Source organism: Saliniradius amylolyticus (genome assembly GCF_003143555.1).
GTDB classification, from domain to species: domain Bacteria; phylum Pseudomonadota; class Gammaproteobacteria; order Enterobacterales; family Alteromonadaceae; genus Saliniradius; species Saliniradius amylolyticus.
Window position 1 is genome coordinate 455,834 of the sequence record NZ_CP029347.1, and the last position, 15,178, is coordinate 471,011.

Annotated in this window: 14 protein-coding genes; 8 read left to right on the forward strand and 6 right to left on the reverse strand. The window is 51.5% G+C overall.

What is annotated here, in order from left to right:
- The first annotated feature begins 31 nt into the window (after positions 1-31).
- Positions 32-883, forward strand: coding sequence for an MBL fold metallo-hydrolase (locus HMF8227_RS02335; RefSeq protein WP_109338642.1), 852 nt, complete (start codon positions 32-34; stop codon positions 881-883).
- Between the two features lie 39 nt (positions 884-922).
- Here the strand turns inward: HMF8227_RS02335 and HMF8227_RS02340 are convergent, their stop codons facing one another.
- From HMF8227_RS02340 to HMF8227_RS02355, 4 genes are all read right to left on the reverse strand, one after another.
- Positions 923-1,192: a hypothetical protein gene (locus tag HMF8227_RS02340; protein ID WP_109338643.1), complete on the reverse strand. Its 270-nt coding sequence runs from the start codon at positions 1,190-1,192 to the stop codon at positions 923-925.
- Positions 1,193-1,231: 39 nt separating this feature from the next.
- Positions 1,232-1,402 (reverse strand): DUF1328 domain-containing protein, encoded by a 171-nt coding sequence (locus tag HMF8227_RS02345; protein WP_109340986.1) that lies wholly within the window; start codon positions 1,400-1,402, stop codon positions 1,232-1,234.
- 79 nt (positions 1,403-1,481) lie between these two features.
- Entirely contained in the window at positions 1,482-2,375 is an 894-nt protein-coding gene (locus tag HMF8227_RS02350) for a D-2-hydroxyacid dehydrogenase (protein WP_109338644.1), read from the reverse strand.
- Between the two features lie 5 nt (positions 2,376-2,380).
- Positions 2,381-3,667 (reverse strand): OapA family protein, encoded by a 1,287-nt coding sequence (locus tag HMF8227_RS02355; RefSeq protein WP_109338645.1) that lies wholly within the window; start codon positions 3,665-3,667, stop codon positions 2,381-2,383.
- A gap of 187 nt (positions 3,668-3,854) precedes the next feature.
- Here HMF8227_RS02355 and tyrS point away from each other — a divergent pair, with 187 nt between their 5' ends.
- Together tyrS and HMF8227_RS02365 are read left to right on the forward strand one after the other, a co-directional pair.
- Positions 3,855-5,054, forward strand: coding sequence for a tyrosine--tRNA ligase (tyrS, locus tag HMF8227_RS02360; protein ID WP_109338646.1), 1,200 nt, complete (start codon positions 3,855-3,857; stop codon positions 5,052-5,054).
- 95 nt (positions 5,055-5,149) lie between these two features.
- Positions 5,150-5,401 carry a hypothetical protein gene (locus tag HMF8227_RS02365; RefSeq protein ID WP_109338647.1) on the forward strand — a complete coding sequence of 84 codons (252 nt, stop codon included), beginning with the start codon at positions 5,150-5,152 and terminating at the stop codon, positions 5,399-5,401.
- 22 nt (positions 5,402-5,423) lie between these two features.
- Here the strand turns inward: HMF8227_RS02365 and HMF8227_RS02370 are convergent, their stop codons facing one another.
- Positions 5,424-6,203 carry a substrate-binding periplasmic protein gene (locus HMF8227_RS02370; protein WP_109338648.1) on the reverse strand — a complete coding sequence of 260 codons (780 nt, stop codon included), beginning with the start codon at positions 6,201-6,203 and terminating at the stop codon, positions 5,424-5,426.
- 435 nt (positions 6,204-6,638) lie between these two features.
- Here HMF8227_RS02370 and HMF8227_RS02375 point away from each other — a divergent pair, with 435 nt between their 5' ends.
- The 5 genes from HMF8227_RS02375 (at position 6,639) to HMF8227_RS02395 (ending at position 14,293) form a co-directional block, all read left to right on the forward strand.
- Entirely contained in the window at positions 6,639-7,067 is a 429-nt protein-coding gene (locus HMF8227_RS02375; RefSeq protein WP_109338649.1) for a hypothetical protein, read from the forward strand.
- A gap of 124 nt (positions 7,068-7,191) precedes the next feature.
- A complete protein-coding gene (locus HMF8227_RS02380; protein ID WP_109338650.1) occupies positions 7,192-7,788 on the forward strand; it encodes a cation efflux transmembrane domain-containing protein in 597 nt (198 codons plus the stop codon).
- A gap of 36 nt (positions 7,789-7,824) precedes the next feature.
- Complete coding sequence (locus HMF8227_RS02385; protein WP_109338651.1) at positions 7,825-8,034, forward strand: GDCCVxC domain-containing (seleno)protein; 210 nt, start codon at positions 7,825-7,827, stop codon at positions 8,032-8,034.
- A 326-nt stretch (positions 8,035-8,360) separates the two neighbouring features.
- On the forward strand, positions 8,361-12,533 hold the full coding sequence (locus HMF8227_RS02390; RefSeq protein WP_109338652.1) for an ImpA family metalloprotease: 4,173 nt from the start codon (positions 8,361-8,363) through the stop codon (positions 12,531-12,533).
- Positions 12,534-12,784: 251 nt separating this feature from the next.
- A complete protein-coding gene (locus tag HMF8227_RS02395) occupies positions 12,785-14,293 on the forward strand; it encodes a Na/Pi cotransporter family protein (RefSeq protein WP_109338653.1) in 1,509 nt (502 codons plus the stop codon).
- Here the strand turns inward: HMF8227_RS02395 and purU are convergent.
- Complete coding sequence (gene purU, locus HMF8227_RS02400) at positions 14,290-15,144, reverse strand: formyltetrahydrofolate deformylase (RefSeq protein ID WP_109338654.1); 855 nt, start codon at positions 15,142-15,144, stop codon at positions 14,290-14,292. The two genes, HMF8227_RS02395 and purU, sit on opposite strands and share 4 nt — an antisense overlap.
- Positions 15,145-15,178 lie beyond the last annotated feature (34 nt).

Genomic DNA, 15,178 nt, shown 5'->3' on the forward strand with positions numbered 1-15,178 from the left:
TCTTTAATCAGACACACCTAAAAGGAGCAAAATGATGCGATGGTTAACGGTTTTACTGGCGTTTATGCTGCCAGCGGTGGGTGCCACCGAAAATCCTTATGACGATGTTGAAATCCAGCGTAAACACCTGAGTGGCTCGGTGCATATGTTAACGGGCGCCGGGGGGAATATCGGCGTATCGGCCGGGGAAGACGGCGTATTGATCATCGATGATCAGTTTGCACCACTGGCAGAGAAAATCGCCGCCAGCGTGGCAGAGATTGGCAACTCAGAGGTTCGTTATATAGTAAACACTCACTATCATGGGGATCACACCGGTAGTAATGCCTGGTTTGCCGAACATCACCACGCCACAGTGTTTGCCCATCATAATGTGCGGGTGCGGCTTAGCGATAAAGCTGAGACACAGCCCGCCAGTTTACCGGTGGTGACCTATGACGAAGGGGTTAAATTTCACTTCAATGGCGATACGATTCATGTGATGCATCTGCCCTCGGGGCATACCGATGGTGATAGTGTAATCTGGTTTGAAAATGCCAATGTCCTGCATCCGGGCGACCTTTTCTTTGAAGGGCGTTTCCCCTACATCGACCTGAACGGTGGTGGGAATGTGGCCGGTTACATCGCTAATGTGGAGACGTTGATCGATCGGGTCGATGCAGACACTCAGATTATTCCCGGTCATGGAAAACTGGCCAATAAAGCCGACTACCAAAGATTCCTGAATATGATCAAAACCACCTATGCCTATGTGCAGAGTCTTAAAAAGCAGGGCCTGAGCCTGGAACAGGCTATCGAAACCGGCTTGCAGGAACAATGGCAACCTTGGTCCTGGCGTTTTATCGATGAGAAGAAATGGATAGAAACCCTATACCAAGGTTAGGCTCGATAGCGCTCGCCCCTCTGGCGAGCGAATCTTTAATTAACAGTCGTCGTCTTCAGCGTCGACGCTCTCTTTGACGTTTTCGCACGCGTCTTCGATGTCGTTACCCACGTCATCAGCGGCTTCTGCAAGGTCGTCGCCAACATCATCGGCGGTATCTTCAACGGTCTCGCCAGCCTCTTCAGCTTGCTGTTGTATTTCTTCGACCAGCTTCTCGCTTTCCTTCTCTTCGTCTTTTTGCTGACTACAGCCAACTATGGAAAAACTCATTATCGACATTAGTAACAGTAGATTTAACGTTTTCATCATAAAGCGCCTCCGGCTTAGTGGAATGGTTGAATTAGAAGGTTAGGGCCGTTTCCCTTTTAACAGTCGCACGACCACAGATACAGCAAGTAAAATAATAAAAATAAAGAACAACAGTTTTGCAATGCTGGTAGCAGTGCCAGCGATACCTGAAAAGCCAAGTACCCCGGCAATCAGTGCCACAATCAGGAAAAATAGTGACCAACCTAGCAAGGTCGCCTCCTTGTTATCTTCAATGGCTTTCAATGGCTTTATTAAGGCTGGTGGTTCTTAGTGAAAAAGCAAGGTGACTCTAATAGCCTTTCGCAAAGTCGATTCGGTGCAGCAGAGGCTGACCTTCTCGCCAGTGCCTCAGGTTGTTCAAAAACAATTTTGCAATATCCTTAGGGAAGGACACCCCAGCAGTGTGCTGAGTGACGATGAGGTTGGGCGTATGCCAGAAAGGGTGGCAGTCAGGAAGAGGCTCTTGTTCGAATACATCCAACACAGCACCGCGGATTTGCTTATTAGTGAGGCTGTCGATCAGTGCTTGCTGATGAATAACGTTGCCGCGTCCTGCATTGATAATTACCCCGTGACGAGGTAGTTGGCGCAATAACTCGGCATTTATCAAGTTAGTGGTATCGGGCGTTTGAGGTAGCAGAGAAACCAAGTGATCACACTGGGCCGTCATCTCCAGACGCTGCGCAGGGGCATAGCACTGCTCGAATACGTCCTTGCACTGGCCGGAGCGTGTCAGACCGACAACACGCATACCCAGTCCACTTGCGGCTCTGGCGACATCGGTGCCGATATTTCCTGCTCCCAGAATGCCTAGTGTCTGACCTGCCAATGTTTTCGGCGATTCAGGCTGCCAGCATTGCCTCTTTTGTTTGCTTAAATACTCAGGGACTTGGCGTGTGAAATAAAGAAGGTAAGTCAGTACATACTCACGAATCTGAACGCCGAATACATCCTTGATACCAGTGAGTTGGTAGTTACGGCGGTTATGATTCAGCAAGGGGCGAACACCTGCCCAGGTAGACTGAATCCATTGCACCTTCGGTAAACGGTTCAGAGCGGTGGCGGCCAGATCCGGATCGGCCAGTAAGATCTGGCAGCCAGCCTCTGGCAGATCAAGGTGGGGGTGATATTCCTGGTAGCGCTGGCTTAATACAGCCAGCTCAATTGGCTCAGGTTTTACCATCACACCTAACGGGCCATGGCCAGCATAATGCGACGATTATTATTCAGGTGCTCCAGGTACTCTTCTGCAACCTTGGCAAATTCGGTACGTTCTTTACGATCGATGGGCTTAGCTTTGGGGAGCTCCACGGTACGCGGGTTACGATGCACACCGTTAACCAGAAATTCATAATGCAGGTGTGGACCGGAGGCCAGTCCAGTGGCCCCAACATACCCGATCGTCTGACCTTGTTTCACGTATTGTCCTTTGCGCACGGCGCGCTTGCTGAAGTGCAAGTATTTGGTCACATACTTGCCGCCGTGTTGAATAAACACATAGTTGCCGTTGTAACGGTTATAACTGGCTTCGACCACCCGCCCATCGCCAGCGGCCATTACCGGAGTGCCGGTGCTGGCGGCATAGTCGATGCCGTTATGAGGCCGGCGTGTCTTTAACACCGGATGGAGGCGATTGGGGTTAAAGTTGGAGCTGATGTACTTAAAGCTGACCGGAGCACGCAAGAAACTCTTGCGCATGCTGCGCCCCTCAGGAGTGTAGTATTGGCCATCTTTGTAGCGAATGGCCTGGAATTGTTCGTCACGATTGACAAACTCGGCAGCCAGAATTTTTCCGTAGCCGACAAATTCGCCATCGATATACTCTTCTTCGTACACCAGATTGAAGCTGTCACCCTGACGAATCTCCAGAGCAAAGTCGATATCCCAGCCGAATATACCGGCCAGGTTCATTATCAGGCTTTCGCTGAGTCCGGCTTTAACCCCGGCATGCCAGAAGCTTTGCTGGATCTCACCGGCCGCGTACCCTAAACGTACTTCTACGTCCTTGGTGAGTATTTCGCTGTGAAAGCCGTCCTGGGTTTGTTCAATCAGCAATTGCTCGGTGGGCGAATAGGTAAACGATAAGGCCTCAAAGCTACCATCGTCACTCTTAGCCAGTCTGAGTTCGTCACCGGGCATCATCTTTAATAGCTTTTTGGCCTGGTCACCGGCGTTACTGACTTTGTATGTTTCCTGAGGGGTAAAACCCGCCCGCTGAAATAACCGGGCCAGGTTATCACCGGATTTGACTTTGTAGGTCTGCCAAGGGCGTTCTTTAGCCGTTGAAGTGGCGGCTTGTTCAGTCTCGATATTAATCGGCAGCTCGTAACGTTTACCGAGTTCAAGCTCCTGAGTATTTCTGGACGCCGTTGCCGGCTCAGAAGGCAGCAATAGTATAATGGCTGTCAGGGCACTGAGAACCATCAGTAACACCTTATGCCGACGGGGAAGCTGTTGAATCGTTTTATGTACCACTTTACCTAACCTCAGCGATGCGATGCCGCGCAAAATTATAATGGTTATCGTTTATCGGGCGCATCGTTTATTGATATAGCAGAATATCCTGAATAAAGCGCAATTTCTACTCCCGGCAGCCTTTCAATAGGCCTTGGGCGACGCTAGAATGCTCGATTATTTTAATCGTGCTAGGTAGAGACTGACAATGACTGATTGGCAACAGGCCATGGCGGAGATCCGTCGCGGGGCGGAAGAGATCCTGATCGAAGACGAATTGGCCGACAAGCTTAAGCAGGGTAAGCCACTGAAAATTAAGGCAGGGTTCGATCCTACAGCGCCGGACTTGCACCTGGGGCATACGGTGCTGATCAATAAGTTGCGTACCTTTCAGCAACTAGGTCATGAGGTGATTTTTCTGATTGGCGACTTCACCGGCATGATTGGCGACCCTACAGGGAAAAATGTCACCCGCAAGCCATTGTCACCGGAAGACGTGCTGAATAACGCCGAAACTTACAAAGAGCAGGTGTTTAAGATCCTGGACCCGGCAAAAACCACCATTCGCTTTAATTCTGAATGGATGGAAAAGCTCGGCGCGGCCGGGATGATCAAGCTGGCCGCCCGCCAGACTGTGGCTCGGATGCTGGAGCGCGACGATTTTAAGAAACGCTATCAGGCTAACCAATCCATTGCCATCCATGAGTTTCTCTACCCGCTGGTGCAAGGCTGGGACTCGGTGGCGCTGGAAGCCGATGTGGAGCTGGGCGGTACCGACCAGCGCTTTAACTTGCTGATGGGTCGCGAGCTGCAAAAAGAAGAAGGCCAGCGTCCTCAGTCGATTCTGATGATGCCGCTGCTGGAAGGTCTGGACGGCGTACAGAAGATGTCCAAGTCGCTGAATAACTACATCGGTATCACCGAAGCGCCCAATGATATTTTCGGTAAGCTGATGTCCATTTCCGACGATCTCATGTGGCGCTACTTCGAGCTATTAAGCTTCCGCGATATCGAAGATATTGAGCAGTTAAAACAGCAGGTCACCGAAGGGCGCAACCCAAGGGATGTGAAGATAGAGCTGGCCAAGGAGATTATTGCCCGCTTCCACGACGAAGATGCGGCCGAAAAAGCCCATCAGGACTTTGTTCAGCGCTTCCAGAAAAACGCCATTCCCGATGAAATGCCGGAACTTGAGATCACTCTGGACGCGGAAGGTATCGCCATTGGTAACCTGTTAAAGCAGGCTGAGCTGGTGAAATCTACTTCCGATGCCATGCGCATGATCAAACAAAGCGCGGTGAAGATCGACGGTGAAAAAGTCACCGATACCAAGCTGACGTTGACCGACAAAGGTACTGCCGTGTATCAGGTGGGTAAGCGTAAATTCGCCCGGGTGACGCTAAGCTAACAATCTCGACATTGGCCAGCCTTCTATACGGACCCGAGCGGTCAGGAAGAAGGTTGGCTTGTTCAATTCTGTCTAATTGATGTAGCCTGATTTTTATGGCAAAACCGAACCCTAAAGGCCCGCAAAAAACCGTTGATATCTACTGTGCCAAATGCTGGACCCAGCTTTATAAGTACCGTAAAGGCGGCAAAGGGGCCTTGGTTAAGTGTTTTAAAGAGCGCATCGTCAAAGACCATACCGATCAAGAAGGCGTTTGCCCCGGTTGTAAACAGGCCTTTGCCCGTGAAACCATGATTCGAGGCGCGCCAGCGCTAAAGATGATCGGAGGTAAGGTGCATATGAAGTAGTCTGAGGAACACTCTTCAAGTGCTACTCCTCGTCTTTTATCTCTTCAAAGCGTTGATTAATGACACTTCGCTGACCGCTTTGGTTTATTTTTCTTAAACCGGTATTAAATCTCTCTAGTACCCATCCAGCTCTCGGGTGAGATTTGGGAACAAGCAGGTGCAGCGTGGTACGACCGATGATGTCAGGCAATACCCTGAGATCCAAAGATCGACCCTGCTGGTCGGAGAACAACCTCAGGCTTTGATGCGCATCGATGAAGCCCAGATCACATTGCTGTTGTTCCACTAATAGGGCGCAGGCTAATGCGCTGTCCGCGCGATGATAATCATACCCATAAGGTATTTGGGTCTTGGCAATGTTGGTGGCAAGTTCGTAGCCTTCAGGCAGGCAGAAACACCGGCCTATACTGTCTTGTGTGTGCTGTATCTCTGACTGAGAGCTCACGTAGTAACGCAACTGCGTCACGTTGAGCGGGTTTGAGTAAAGAAACTGCTCGCTGCGGCGCTGGGTATGTACATAAGGAAAAATAGCATCGAATTGATTCGCTTGCGTCGCGTCGTAAGCGTCGGGCCAGGGTAAGTGCTCAATGCTGACCGGTATGTCGACTGCGTTAAAAGCTGCCTTAACCAGGGCGGGAGACCAACCCGACTCGGGGAGACTCTGTTTTACAAATGGAAAGTAGTCATCACCAGTGACAATGGCTAGTGAATCGGAAGGTTGTGCTTGTGCTGAGTGGCAATAGAGAAGCACCCCAAGAAGCAGCAGTATCCGTTGCCCGCTTATCAGCCTGGTTACATTCACATGCTCTTACCTTTTTTCAAAGCGTGACTCTCAAATTGTATGATTTTTAATCCATTCAGGATAGCAATATAATCAAAATACCGAGCCGGGGCCAGTCTCCGCTTTGTGCCTGCCATCGGTTACTTTCAACACCTCATTAGCTTCATGATTGATGCATCATTTTGCTTGTGCCTTGACCCGCACCGCCTCTGCGGTGGGAAGACACCTTGGCCGGGTGTGTTCATGGGCAAGGACAGTCGATGGTTAAGAGGCCCTGGCGATGATGGATAAATTTATATACGACCCTTTTTACTCCAGAGATATAGAGAGAAAGCTATTTTCTGAGTCCGAACAAGCAAACAGCGCAATATCAGCTAGGCTATGCCAGGACAGCTTTGCTGCAGGTTAAATTATTGGTTAATTGTTACTTTACGTCATTCAATCAGGAGCGCTTATATGCAACTCTCCCGAGAGAGTAAAATCGTCAGTGCTTTATTGCTCATCGCCGTACCAAGCATCATGTATGGTGGCCTTACCCTTCTGGGTATTCTCACTGAGGGGACTGCCGGGTTAAAACCCGGGAATTTGTCCCTCAATGAAACTCAGTGGTCACTGTGGCGAGCCGGTCATGCTCACGCAGGCGTTTATGTTCTGTTATCCCTAATCCTTCAGCCATTGGTCGATCAAACCGCTTTCACAGGCTCACTTAAATGGTTAGCTCGACTTGGAGCGCCCATCGCTTCGGTGATTGTTCCTGCAGGCTTTTTTGGTGTGGCTTTCATGCCGGGTTTTAAGTGGGTGATGTACGTCGGTATTGCTTGCTTAGCCATTTCAATGCTACTGACAGGAGTTGGTCTGCTTCGGAATCTACGCCCAAATACATAATGCAACTGATGCCGAGCGACCAGTTCAACAGTATTGACTCTCGTTATCTCGGGGGCGTGTTCGAGAGGCTGCCGTTTGTGTTATAGATCATCCATGCAAACTCAGTTTTTAGCCGAGCGCCTTAATGTCTGACTGTGGCTGTGAACAGGCCGACCAACTTGAAAAGCAAACCCTGATCGCGCTGTTAACGATTAATGGGGTGATGTTTGTGGTTGAGTTGATCTTTGGAATTATTGCCCAGTCCACCGGCCTGCTTGCCGATTCACTGGATATGCTGGCCGATGCCCTGGTCTATGGGCTATCCCTTTACGCAGTGGGGCAGGGGCTTCGTCGGCAAGCGGGGGCGGCGCGGGTGAGTGGTTATCTGCAACTGATTCTGGGACTGGGAGTGCTTCTCGAAGTTGTCCGGCGATGGGTGTATGGCAGCGAGCCACAGAGCCTGTTGATGATCTCCGTAGCCCTTGGTGCACTGGTGGCTAATGTGGTGTGTTTGGCGATGGTTGCCAAACATCGGCACGGTGGCGTGCATATGCGCGCCTCATGGATCTTTTCTGCTAACGATGTCATCGCCAATATTGGGGTGATGTTGTCGGGCGTGCTGGTGGCCGTGCTGGGCAGTCGTTTGCCCGATCTACTGATTGGCTCCCTGATTGCCGCGTTAGTGATGTGGGGTGGGGGAAAAATTTTGCGTGAGGCTCACACCGCGACACAGTCGGCTTAGCCAGTCACGGACTTAATACGGAGGTGAGTGAACACTATGAATTCGATAATCCTCGAATCCACCATAACCTGCCCGGAGTGTGGGTATCAAAAACAGGAAACCATGCCGACGGACGCCTGTCAGTTTTTCTATCAATGTGAACAATGCCATCGCATCATCAGGCCCAAGCCGGGAGACTGCTGTGTGTACTGCTCCTATGGCACAGTCAAATGTCCGCCGGTACAGCAAGGTCAGTGCTGTCGCTGATAACCCCCTCCAATTGTCTTTGTTGCTTGGTTTATTTTTTTCACCGAAACAGTGTTAAACAGTACCACCTTCGAGCTTCGCTGCGTTTTTTATACCTTTGTATCGCTACAGATGGCTACAGATAGCTACAGATGGCTACAGTGATATGGCTACAGTTTACCTTGCCCGAAAGTATAATTTGGTCGAGTTAGGCGATTGCTATGTGGCAATCCGGTTAACCTAAATCGCGCGGACGGGATCAACTTAAACAAGGAACGGAAGTTGCGAAAAATGAGGCTAGATGCTGCAACCGTTCCGCAAAATCATCTACAAAATGAGTCATTCTAATGTTTAGGAAAAATTTGATACCTCTGTTCGTCACGGCCGCTTTCAGCGGTCCTGGCCTGGCACAGGTAGCGGAGGTCACAGTCTCCGGTACCGATGGATTCAATATCTCACAGACAACAACCGTGACTGCGGTGCAGCAGTTCGAATACGCTCTGTGGGGCAATGGGGAGCTGTATTTAAAGTCCCTGACCTGGGACCCCGGTAAATACTCCATCTATTTCGATACCGATGTTGGTAACAACATTCCGTTTCTGATGAGCAATAATAACGACGAGTCGGTGCCCCTGGCACTTGCAGGCGTGGGTGAGAATGCGCCATTTCTTGCGATGGGTGGCAATCCACTGAGCGACGACGGAAGGAACGACGCTACAGCCAGTGACACTCTAATGACAATGATGCGAAATGGCGTAACGTGGCTGCTGAGCGGAACCCCACCGGAGAACCTTGACCATGTGGTGCTGGCCCATCTCAGTCGCACCGACTACACCTATTCTGTTGAGTGGTTGCAGGACCTTAATGCCGATATGTCTGTCAATGAACGTAGCGCATGTAATGGCAGTGCTTTGGCGGATTGTTTAGCGGACGATGCCGTCCAACTGTTGATCCTGTCTAACAGCGGCGGAGACGATGTCGCCGAGTCTGTTCGCGCTATTTTAGCGCAAGCGCGTGCGCAGGGAATGCCGGTGCTGTACATGCACAACAGTTGGGACCACCAGGACCTGAGCAAGGCAGTCTTTGAGGAACTCGGTATTGTTGGTGGTTCTATGAACTACTTCACCGAACATAAAGTAGTGGATTACCCTGTCAGTGAGTTGAACGCGCAGATATCAGAACAATACACAAACATAGAAGCGCAAGTTCAAGATCTTGGTGAGAGTGTCTGGTTGTCTTTCTTGAGTAACTGTAGTTCTGAAGACTGGTGCAGCAACCTGGACGTTTTCAATTGGTCGGGATCGGGCGAGACTGATTGGAGCTTGACGTTCGACTCAGGAGAATCGTCCTGGAGTGCAGATAGTGGCATGTCTGGTGATCCGGCAGAGAATGACAGTGATTCCTCTAATGATCAGGTCGTTGGTGACAGCGGTGTCACTGATGAACAGGCCACCGATGATGGTGCTGTAAGCGACGAGCAGGCCACCGATGATGGTGCTGTGAGCGATGAGCAGACCACCGACGATGGTGTTGTGAGCGATGAGCAGGCCACCGACGATGGTGCTGTAAGCGACGAGCAGGCCACCGATGATGGTGTTGTGAGCGACGAACAGGCCACCGACGATGGTGTAGTGAGCGACGAGCAGGCCACCGACGATGGTGTTGTGAGCGATGAGCAGGCCACCGATGATGGTGTTGTGAGCGACGAACAGGCCACCGACGATGGTGTAGTGAGCGATGAGCAGGCCACCGACGATGGTGTTGTGAGCGATGAGCAGGCCACCGATGATGGTGTTGTGAGCGACGAGCAGGCCACCGACGATGGTGTTGTGAGCGATGAGCCAACGGACACTGATGCTGAGATGTCTGAGGATCCGGCAAACAGCGATTCCAATGAGTCCTCACCACTGGAGCGTGCTCTGGCTACGGGGTCAATTGAAGGTCTGTCAGGGCCGGCGCAAGTGACAGAGGCTCTTGAAGATTTGCAGAGAGAAACCTCGGCCACGGCACAACAGATTGAAGAGGCCCTGTTGTCCAAAGGGAATCTGTCGCTGGCAGACCTTACCTGGGATCCGGGTCGACAGTCCATCTATTTCAATAGCGTTGCTGGTAACGCCACACCGATATTGATAAGTAATAACAAAGCTGACTCCGTAGCATTGGCATTGGCAGGCCTGGATACCAGTGCGCCGTTTCTGGCGATGGCAGGAAACCCATTGGCCGACGATGCTGAGAACGACGCTACAGTCAGTGATACTATGCTGACAGTGATGAGAAACAGCCTGGAGTGGCTCACGGGAGAGCCGCCAGAAGCCATCAATAATGTGGTGTTCTCTCACGTGGGTTACAACGACCGCGTCTACACAGAGGACTGGCTGCAAAGCTTGAATCCAGATGTCACCATCAACGCGCGCACAGCGTGTAATGGTGAGGCTTTAGCGGAATGCTTGGCGGACGATGCTGTTCAACTGCTGATTTTGTCTAACAGCTACGGAGAGAATGGCATTATTGCCGATTCAGTGCGGCCTGCTCTGGCACAGGCACGCGCGCAAGGCATCCCCGTGCTATACATGCACAGAAGCTGGTATCATCGCGAACTGAGCCAGGCGATCTTCAACGAACTCGGTATTGTCTTTGGTTCTTCGAACTACTTTAGCGAGTACAAAGTACAGAACTATCGTATCAGTGACTTGAGAGGCGACATATCGGACGAACGCACCAGCTTTAGTGCGCTGATTCAGCATCTTGAAGACGGTGCCTGGTCGTTTGACCTGAGTAACTGCGATTCTGAAGATTGGTGCAGTAACGTAGCTGGTTTGGAATCTGACTTCCTGTCTGTGGCTACGCAAATTCAGTCAGGTTTAAAATACTATGATCGCATGGGTGTTCGTCTTTTCGAGGAGACGGACTACAGATTAGACAAGCTTCTTGTATTGTTGGCTGACCTGTATCGCCAGGAAGTGAACTATCCGATGTATCACACCTCAGGTGAAGATACCGCCTATATACGAGCATTGTTTGCCGACATGGCGCAGTATCAAAGCCGCAATGCCGCGGTAGCTCCGCCTGATCTGGGCGCTTTCAGCCGGACTGATTTCAGTCACATTACACCGGTTGATCGAACCATCACGCTCACATCTCAAGAGCCGTTCCTGGCTGCTGGAGTCTACGCTTTGCCGGGTGTGCCGGTTACAGTAACCCGCACCGATACCAATGCAGTAACTACCGGTGTTTTTGTGAATACGCAGCGGGATGCGGCGACCCAAATCTGGAAGAAGGGATTTGACCGTCCTCGTTTCCTTAGAGGAGAAACCCTGCCTCTTGTACCGGGTGAAAGTGTGACCTTCGTTTCTGTTTATGGCGGTCCCATCCAGATCGATTTCGATACCAAAGAAGTCGATGTAACGGTGGAGTTTGAGCAGGTGGGAGAGCACCCTTACTGGAATGGTCCCGAAGACGACAACACGTTCGATATGGCGTTATCCGATGGCGCTTTCGACTGGGCTGAGTTGTCTACGCCTGGCTTTGAGGTGCATAGTCAATTGGAGAAAATGCGCGAAACAGTAAGCGCAAGCGAGTTCTGGTCTTCGGCCAGCGAGATTGCAAACGCTACCCAAACTTATATCTCCAATTATCCCCACATCGTGGCGGGGCTGCAGGGCGATGGTATCGATACCGTCGGTGAGATACATGACTTCGCGAATGCCCGGGGCTTGACCGTTGAAACCCTTAGCATGGCGAAGCATATGAACGCCGATCGCGCCACTTGTGGTGCAGGCTGTTCCGGTAACCCTTATGATGCAAACTGGGCATTCGGGCCGACCAAGCACGGTGACTTGCACGAACTTGGTCACGGTCTGGAGAGCGACCGGTTCCGTTTCCACACTGAGAATGGCAGTATCTGGGAGTTGCATGCAACCACCAACATCTACTCTTACTACTCTAAGTCGCGTTACGCTGCTGAGTACGGGACCGACTCCGAGTGTCAGAGCCTGCCGTTTGAGGAGTTGTATGAACAACTCTCGAGTGCTGCACAGGAGGCTGATCCCAAACAAGCCATGTCTAAAAACAACCTGACTCATTGGGACTTGGGTGTGACGACCTATGTTCAATTTATAATGGCGGCTGAAAACAGCGGTGCATTGGACAATGGGTGGCACTTGTGGGGCCGTTTACACATTCTGGAGCGCAATTTTAGTGCTGCACTGAACAGTGTAACAGCCTGGTCAAAGGCTCGTGATGGACTGGGTTTTGGCAGCTTTACTCTTACCGAAGCTAAGGCTTTGAGTAACAATGACTGGATGCTGATAGCACTGAGTAATGCCGCTGAGCGGGATTACCGTGCGCTCTTCGACTTATATGGTCTGAGTTACAGTAGCGCAGCCGAGAACCAGTTGGATCTGGCAGGGTTTGTATCTTTACCGGCTGTCTTCTATGCCGCTAATGATAGCAATTTCTGCTACGGACTGGATAAGCCTGCACTCGATCCGGCTTCTGACAGCTGGCCACACAGTGAGTGATATTATGCGCCCTCAGTAGAGGGCGCTACTGAGTTAATGCAGGTCGGGCTGACAACGCCAGACCTGCTCTATTCTGAGGCCTGAGTATAGACAGCGCCGCTATCAATCCGACCTTCGGCCACCCAAGACTCCTGTATAGTCGGCTATTTAATCGCCATTCTTTGTCAATTCTCTTGATCTCATCCAGGTCCATCACTGTGTATTCGAGCCTATACTGTCTGTAGTTGAAGGCATAAAGGAGCCAGTGCTCAATGAATTGGGGTGAAATTATCGGTTTTCTGGGGCTGTTCTTGACCGGCATGTGGTTAATGACAGAAGGCCTGAAAGTAGCGGGCGGTAATGCTCTCAAATCCATCCTCAAACATTGGATCAACAGTCGCTGGCGCGGCTTTGTGGCCGGTGTTGCCATTACCGGTTTAGTGCAGTCTTCCAGTGCGGTAACGGTCGCCACCATCGGTTTTGTCAATGCCAGATTGATGACTTTTGCCCAGTCTGTATGGGTGGTGTTTGGCAGTAATGTGGGCACCACCCTTACTGCATGGCTTGTGACCCTGATCGGGTTCAAGTTTCAGCTCACGGCCATCACCTTGCCCATTATTGGCATCGGTGCCTTTTTGCGTATTTTCTCGCCCTATGTCAAAGGTCAGTCGCTGGGTATGGCGCTGGCAGGCTTTGGCTTGCTGTTTATGGGCATCGACGGTTTGGGCGGCGCATTTACCGGTATCTCCCCGGACAGTCTGTCGTTCGACTGGCTCGAGTCGCCGGTGGCCGTTGGTGCGCTGTTGGGACTGCTGCTGACGGCTCTTACTCAGTCGTCCAGTGCCGCCATCGCCATTGTGTTAACCGCATCGGCCACTGGGGTGGCGGGGATTGATATGGCGGCCGCTGCGGTAATCGGTGCCAATGTAGGCACCACCTCAACCGCTATGTTGGCCAGTTTTGGGGCAACGGCCGCAGCCAAACGGCTTATTAGCATGCATGTATTGTTTAATGTGATTACCGCCAGCGTGGCATTGTTGCTGTTGCCCTTGTTACTGATATGGGTGGGGGATTCTGTGAAGGCCGATAACATACCGATGTTTCTGGCCATCTTTCACAGCTGTTTTAACCTACTGGGCGCCGTCATCATGGTGTTTCTGGAGCCAAAGCTCAGTCACTGGCTGCTGCAAAAATTCCGGCGTCAGCGTAAGGCGCTGAATATCGATAAATCCCTGGCCTCGGTGCCCGCACTGGCGGCGGATGCCATCGATGAGCAGCTGCATGTTCTGTTTGCCGAAATCAGCCGCTTTGCCTTGCTGCACAAAGATGAAAAGGGGGCTCTGCGGCTATATAAGGAGCAGGCTGAGGGCCTGGATGAATTTATCCGCCAAACGGCGGTCTCCCCACTGACTCAGGCACAATCCCAGCAACTGACCTCCGCACTGTCGGTATTGGATCGTCTGAACTCGACGCTGGATGCCTGTTTGGAACTACAACAATTACTGCCGGCCGAGCACTTACCGGGTGAGGTTGTAAACTGGCTGCAGCAGCATCAAGAGGCCGACAGCACGGCAGACTGGCAGGCCTTTACGAATAGCTATAACGCCTTGCGAAAAGCCATTATTGGTCAGCAGCTTTCATCCGGTGACGATGCGTTGTATGTGGATGAAAGCCTGCGGCTTATTGCTCTGTTTATGCAGATTAAGCGCAAGCTGCGGGAAGCCTGGCGTACCGGCGAGCCGGTTAGCATCGAGACGTTGCCTGAGGTAACGCAAAACTAGGCAAACACCACTGTCTTGTTCTGGTGAATGATCACCCGCTCTTCCAGGTGGTAGCGAATCCCATTGGCCAGAGCCTGCTTTTCACAGTTTTTGCCTTTGCGCACCATATCCTCCGCGGTGTCTGAGTGGCTGATGCGCATTACTTCCTGCTCGATAATGGGGCCTTCGTCTAAGTCCGGGGTGACATAGTGGCAGGTGGCACCGATAAGCTTCACACCGCGCTCGTACGCTTGTTGATAAGGCCTCGCTCCGGCAAAGGAGGGCAAAAAGCTGTGATGAATATTAATGGCCTTACCCGCCAGTCGCTGGCATAAGTTATCGGGCAGAATTTGCATAAAGCGGGCAAGCACGGTGAGATTCACCTGATAAAAATCCAGCAGGTGCTCGATATCGCTAAAGGCCTGCGCCTTGCCTAAGGCGTCGAAATCTACCCAGTGATAGGGGATGTCATGCCAGTCGGCAAACTGCTGAAGGTGCGGATGATTGGCGATGATGCAGACGATGTCACAATGCAGCTCGCCGGTGTGCCAGCGATGCAGTAAGTCGTTTAAGCAGTGGGACTCCTTGCTGGCCAGCAAGGCCACTTTTTGTTTTTGGTGAGAGTCGGTCAGCCGCCAGTTCATCTGGTATCTGTCGGCGATGGGCTCAAACTCGCCGCGAAAGGCTTCCAGGCTCAACGGCAGGGAGTCGGCACGAATTTCGTGGCGCATAAAAAAGCGCCCGGTTTGTTGGTCGGTATGATGGTTCGCTTCGACAATGGTGGCGTTGTGCTGGGCCAGGAACTGACTGACCGCCGCCACCAACCCGACTTGATCCGGGCAGTCGATAACAAGACGAAAGGTTTGTTGCATCTTAGTCTACAAATCAAAGGCTTTGGTTAATCAT

Bases quoted from the DNA above. Each gene is read 5' to 3' on its own strand.
- HMF8227_RS02380 (WP_109338650.1), top strand. From the start codon at position 7,192: ATGTCTGACTGTGGCTGTGAACAGGCCGACCAACTTGAAAAGCAAACC.
- HMF8227_RS02365 (WP_109338647.1), top strand. From the start codon at position 5,150: ATGGCAAAACCGAACCCTAAAGGCCCGCAAAAAACCGTTGATATCTAC.
- HMF8227_RS02395 (WP_109338653.1), top strand. From the start codon at position 12,785: ATGAATTGGGGTGAAATTATCGGTTTTCTGGGGCTGTTCTTGACCGGC.
- purU (WP_109338654.1), bottom strand. From the start codon at position 15,144: ATGCAACAAACCTTTCGTCTTGTTATCGACTGCCCGGATCAAGTCGGG.
- tyrS (WP_109338646.1), top strand. From the start codon at position 3,855: ATGACTGATTGGCAACAGGCCATGGCGGAGATCCGTCGCGGGGCGGAA.
- HMF8227_RS02375 (WP_109338649.1), top strand. From the start codon at position 6,639: ATGCAACTCTCCCGAGAGAGTAAAATCGTCAGTGCTTTATTGCTCATC.
- HMF8227_RS02390 (WP_109338652.1), top strand. From the start codon at position 8,361: ATGTTTAGGAAAAATTTGATACCTCTGTTCGTCACGGCCGCTTTCAGC.
- HMF8227_RS02340 (WP_109338643.1), bottom strand. From the start codon at position 1,192: ATGATGAAAACGTTAAATCTACTGTTACTAATGTCGATAATGAGTTTT.
- HMF8227_RS02385 (WP_109338651.1), top strand. From the start codon at position 7,825: ATGAATTCGATAATCCTCGAATCCACCATAACCTGCCCGGAGTGTGGG.
- HMF8227_RS02335 (WP_109338642.1), top strand. From the start codon at position 32: ATGATGCGATGGTTAACGGTTTTACTGGCGTTTATGCTGCCAGCGGTG.
- HMF8227_RS02350 (WP_109338644.1), bottom strand. From the start codon at position 2,375: ATGGTAAAACCTGAGCCAATTGAGCTGGCTGTATTAAGCCAGCGCTAC.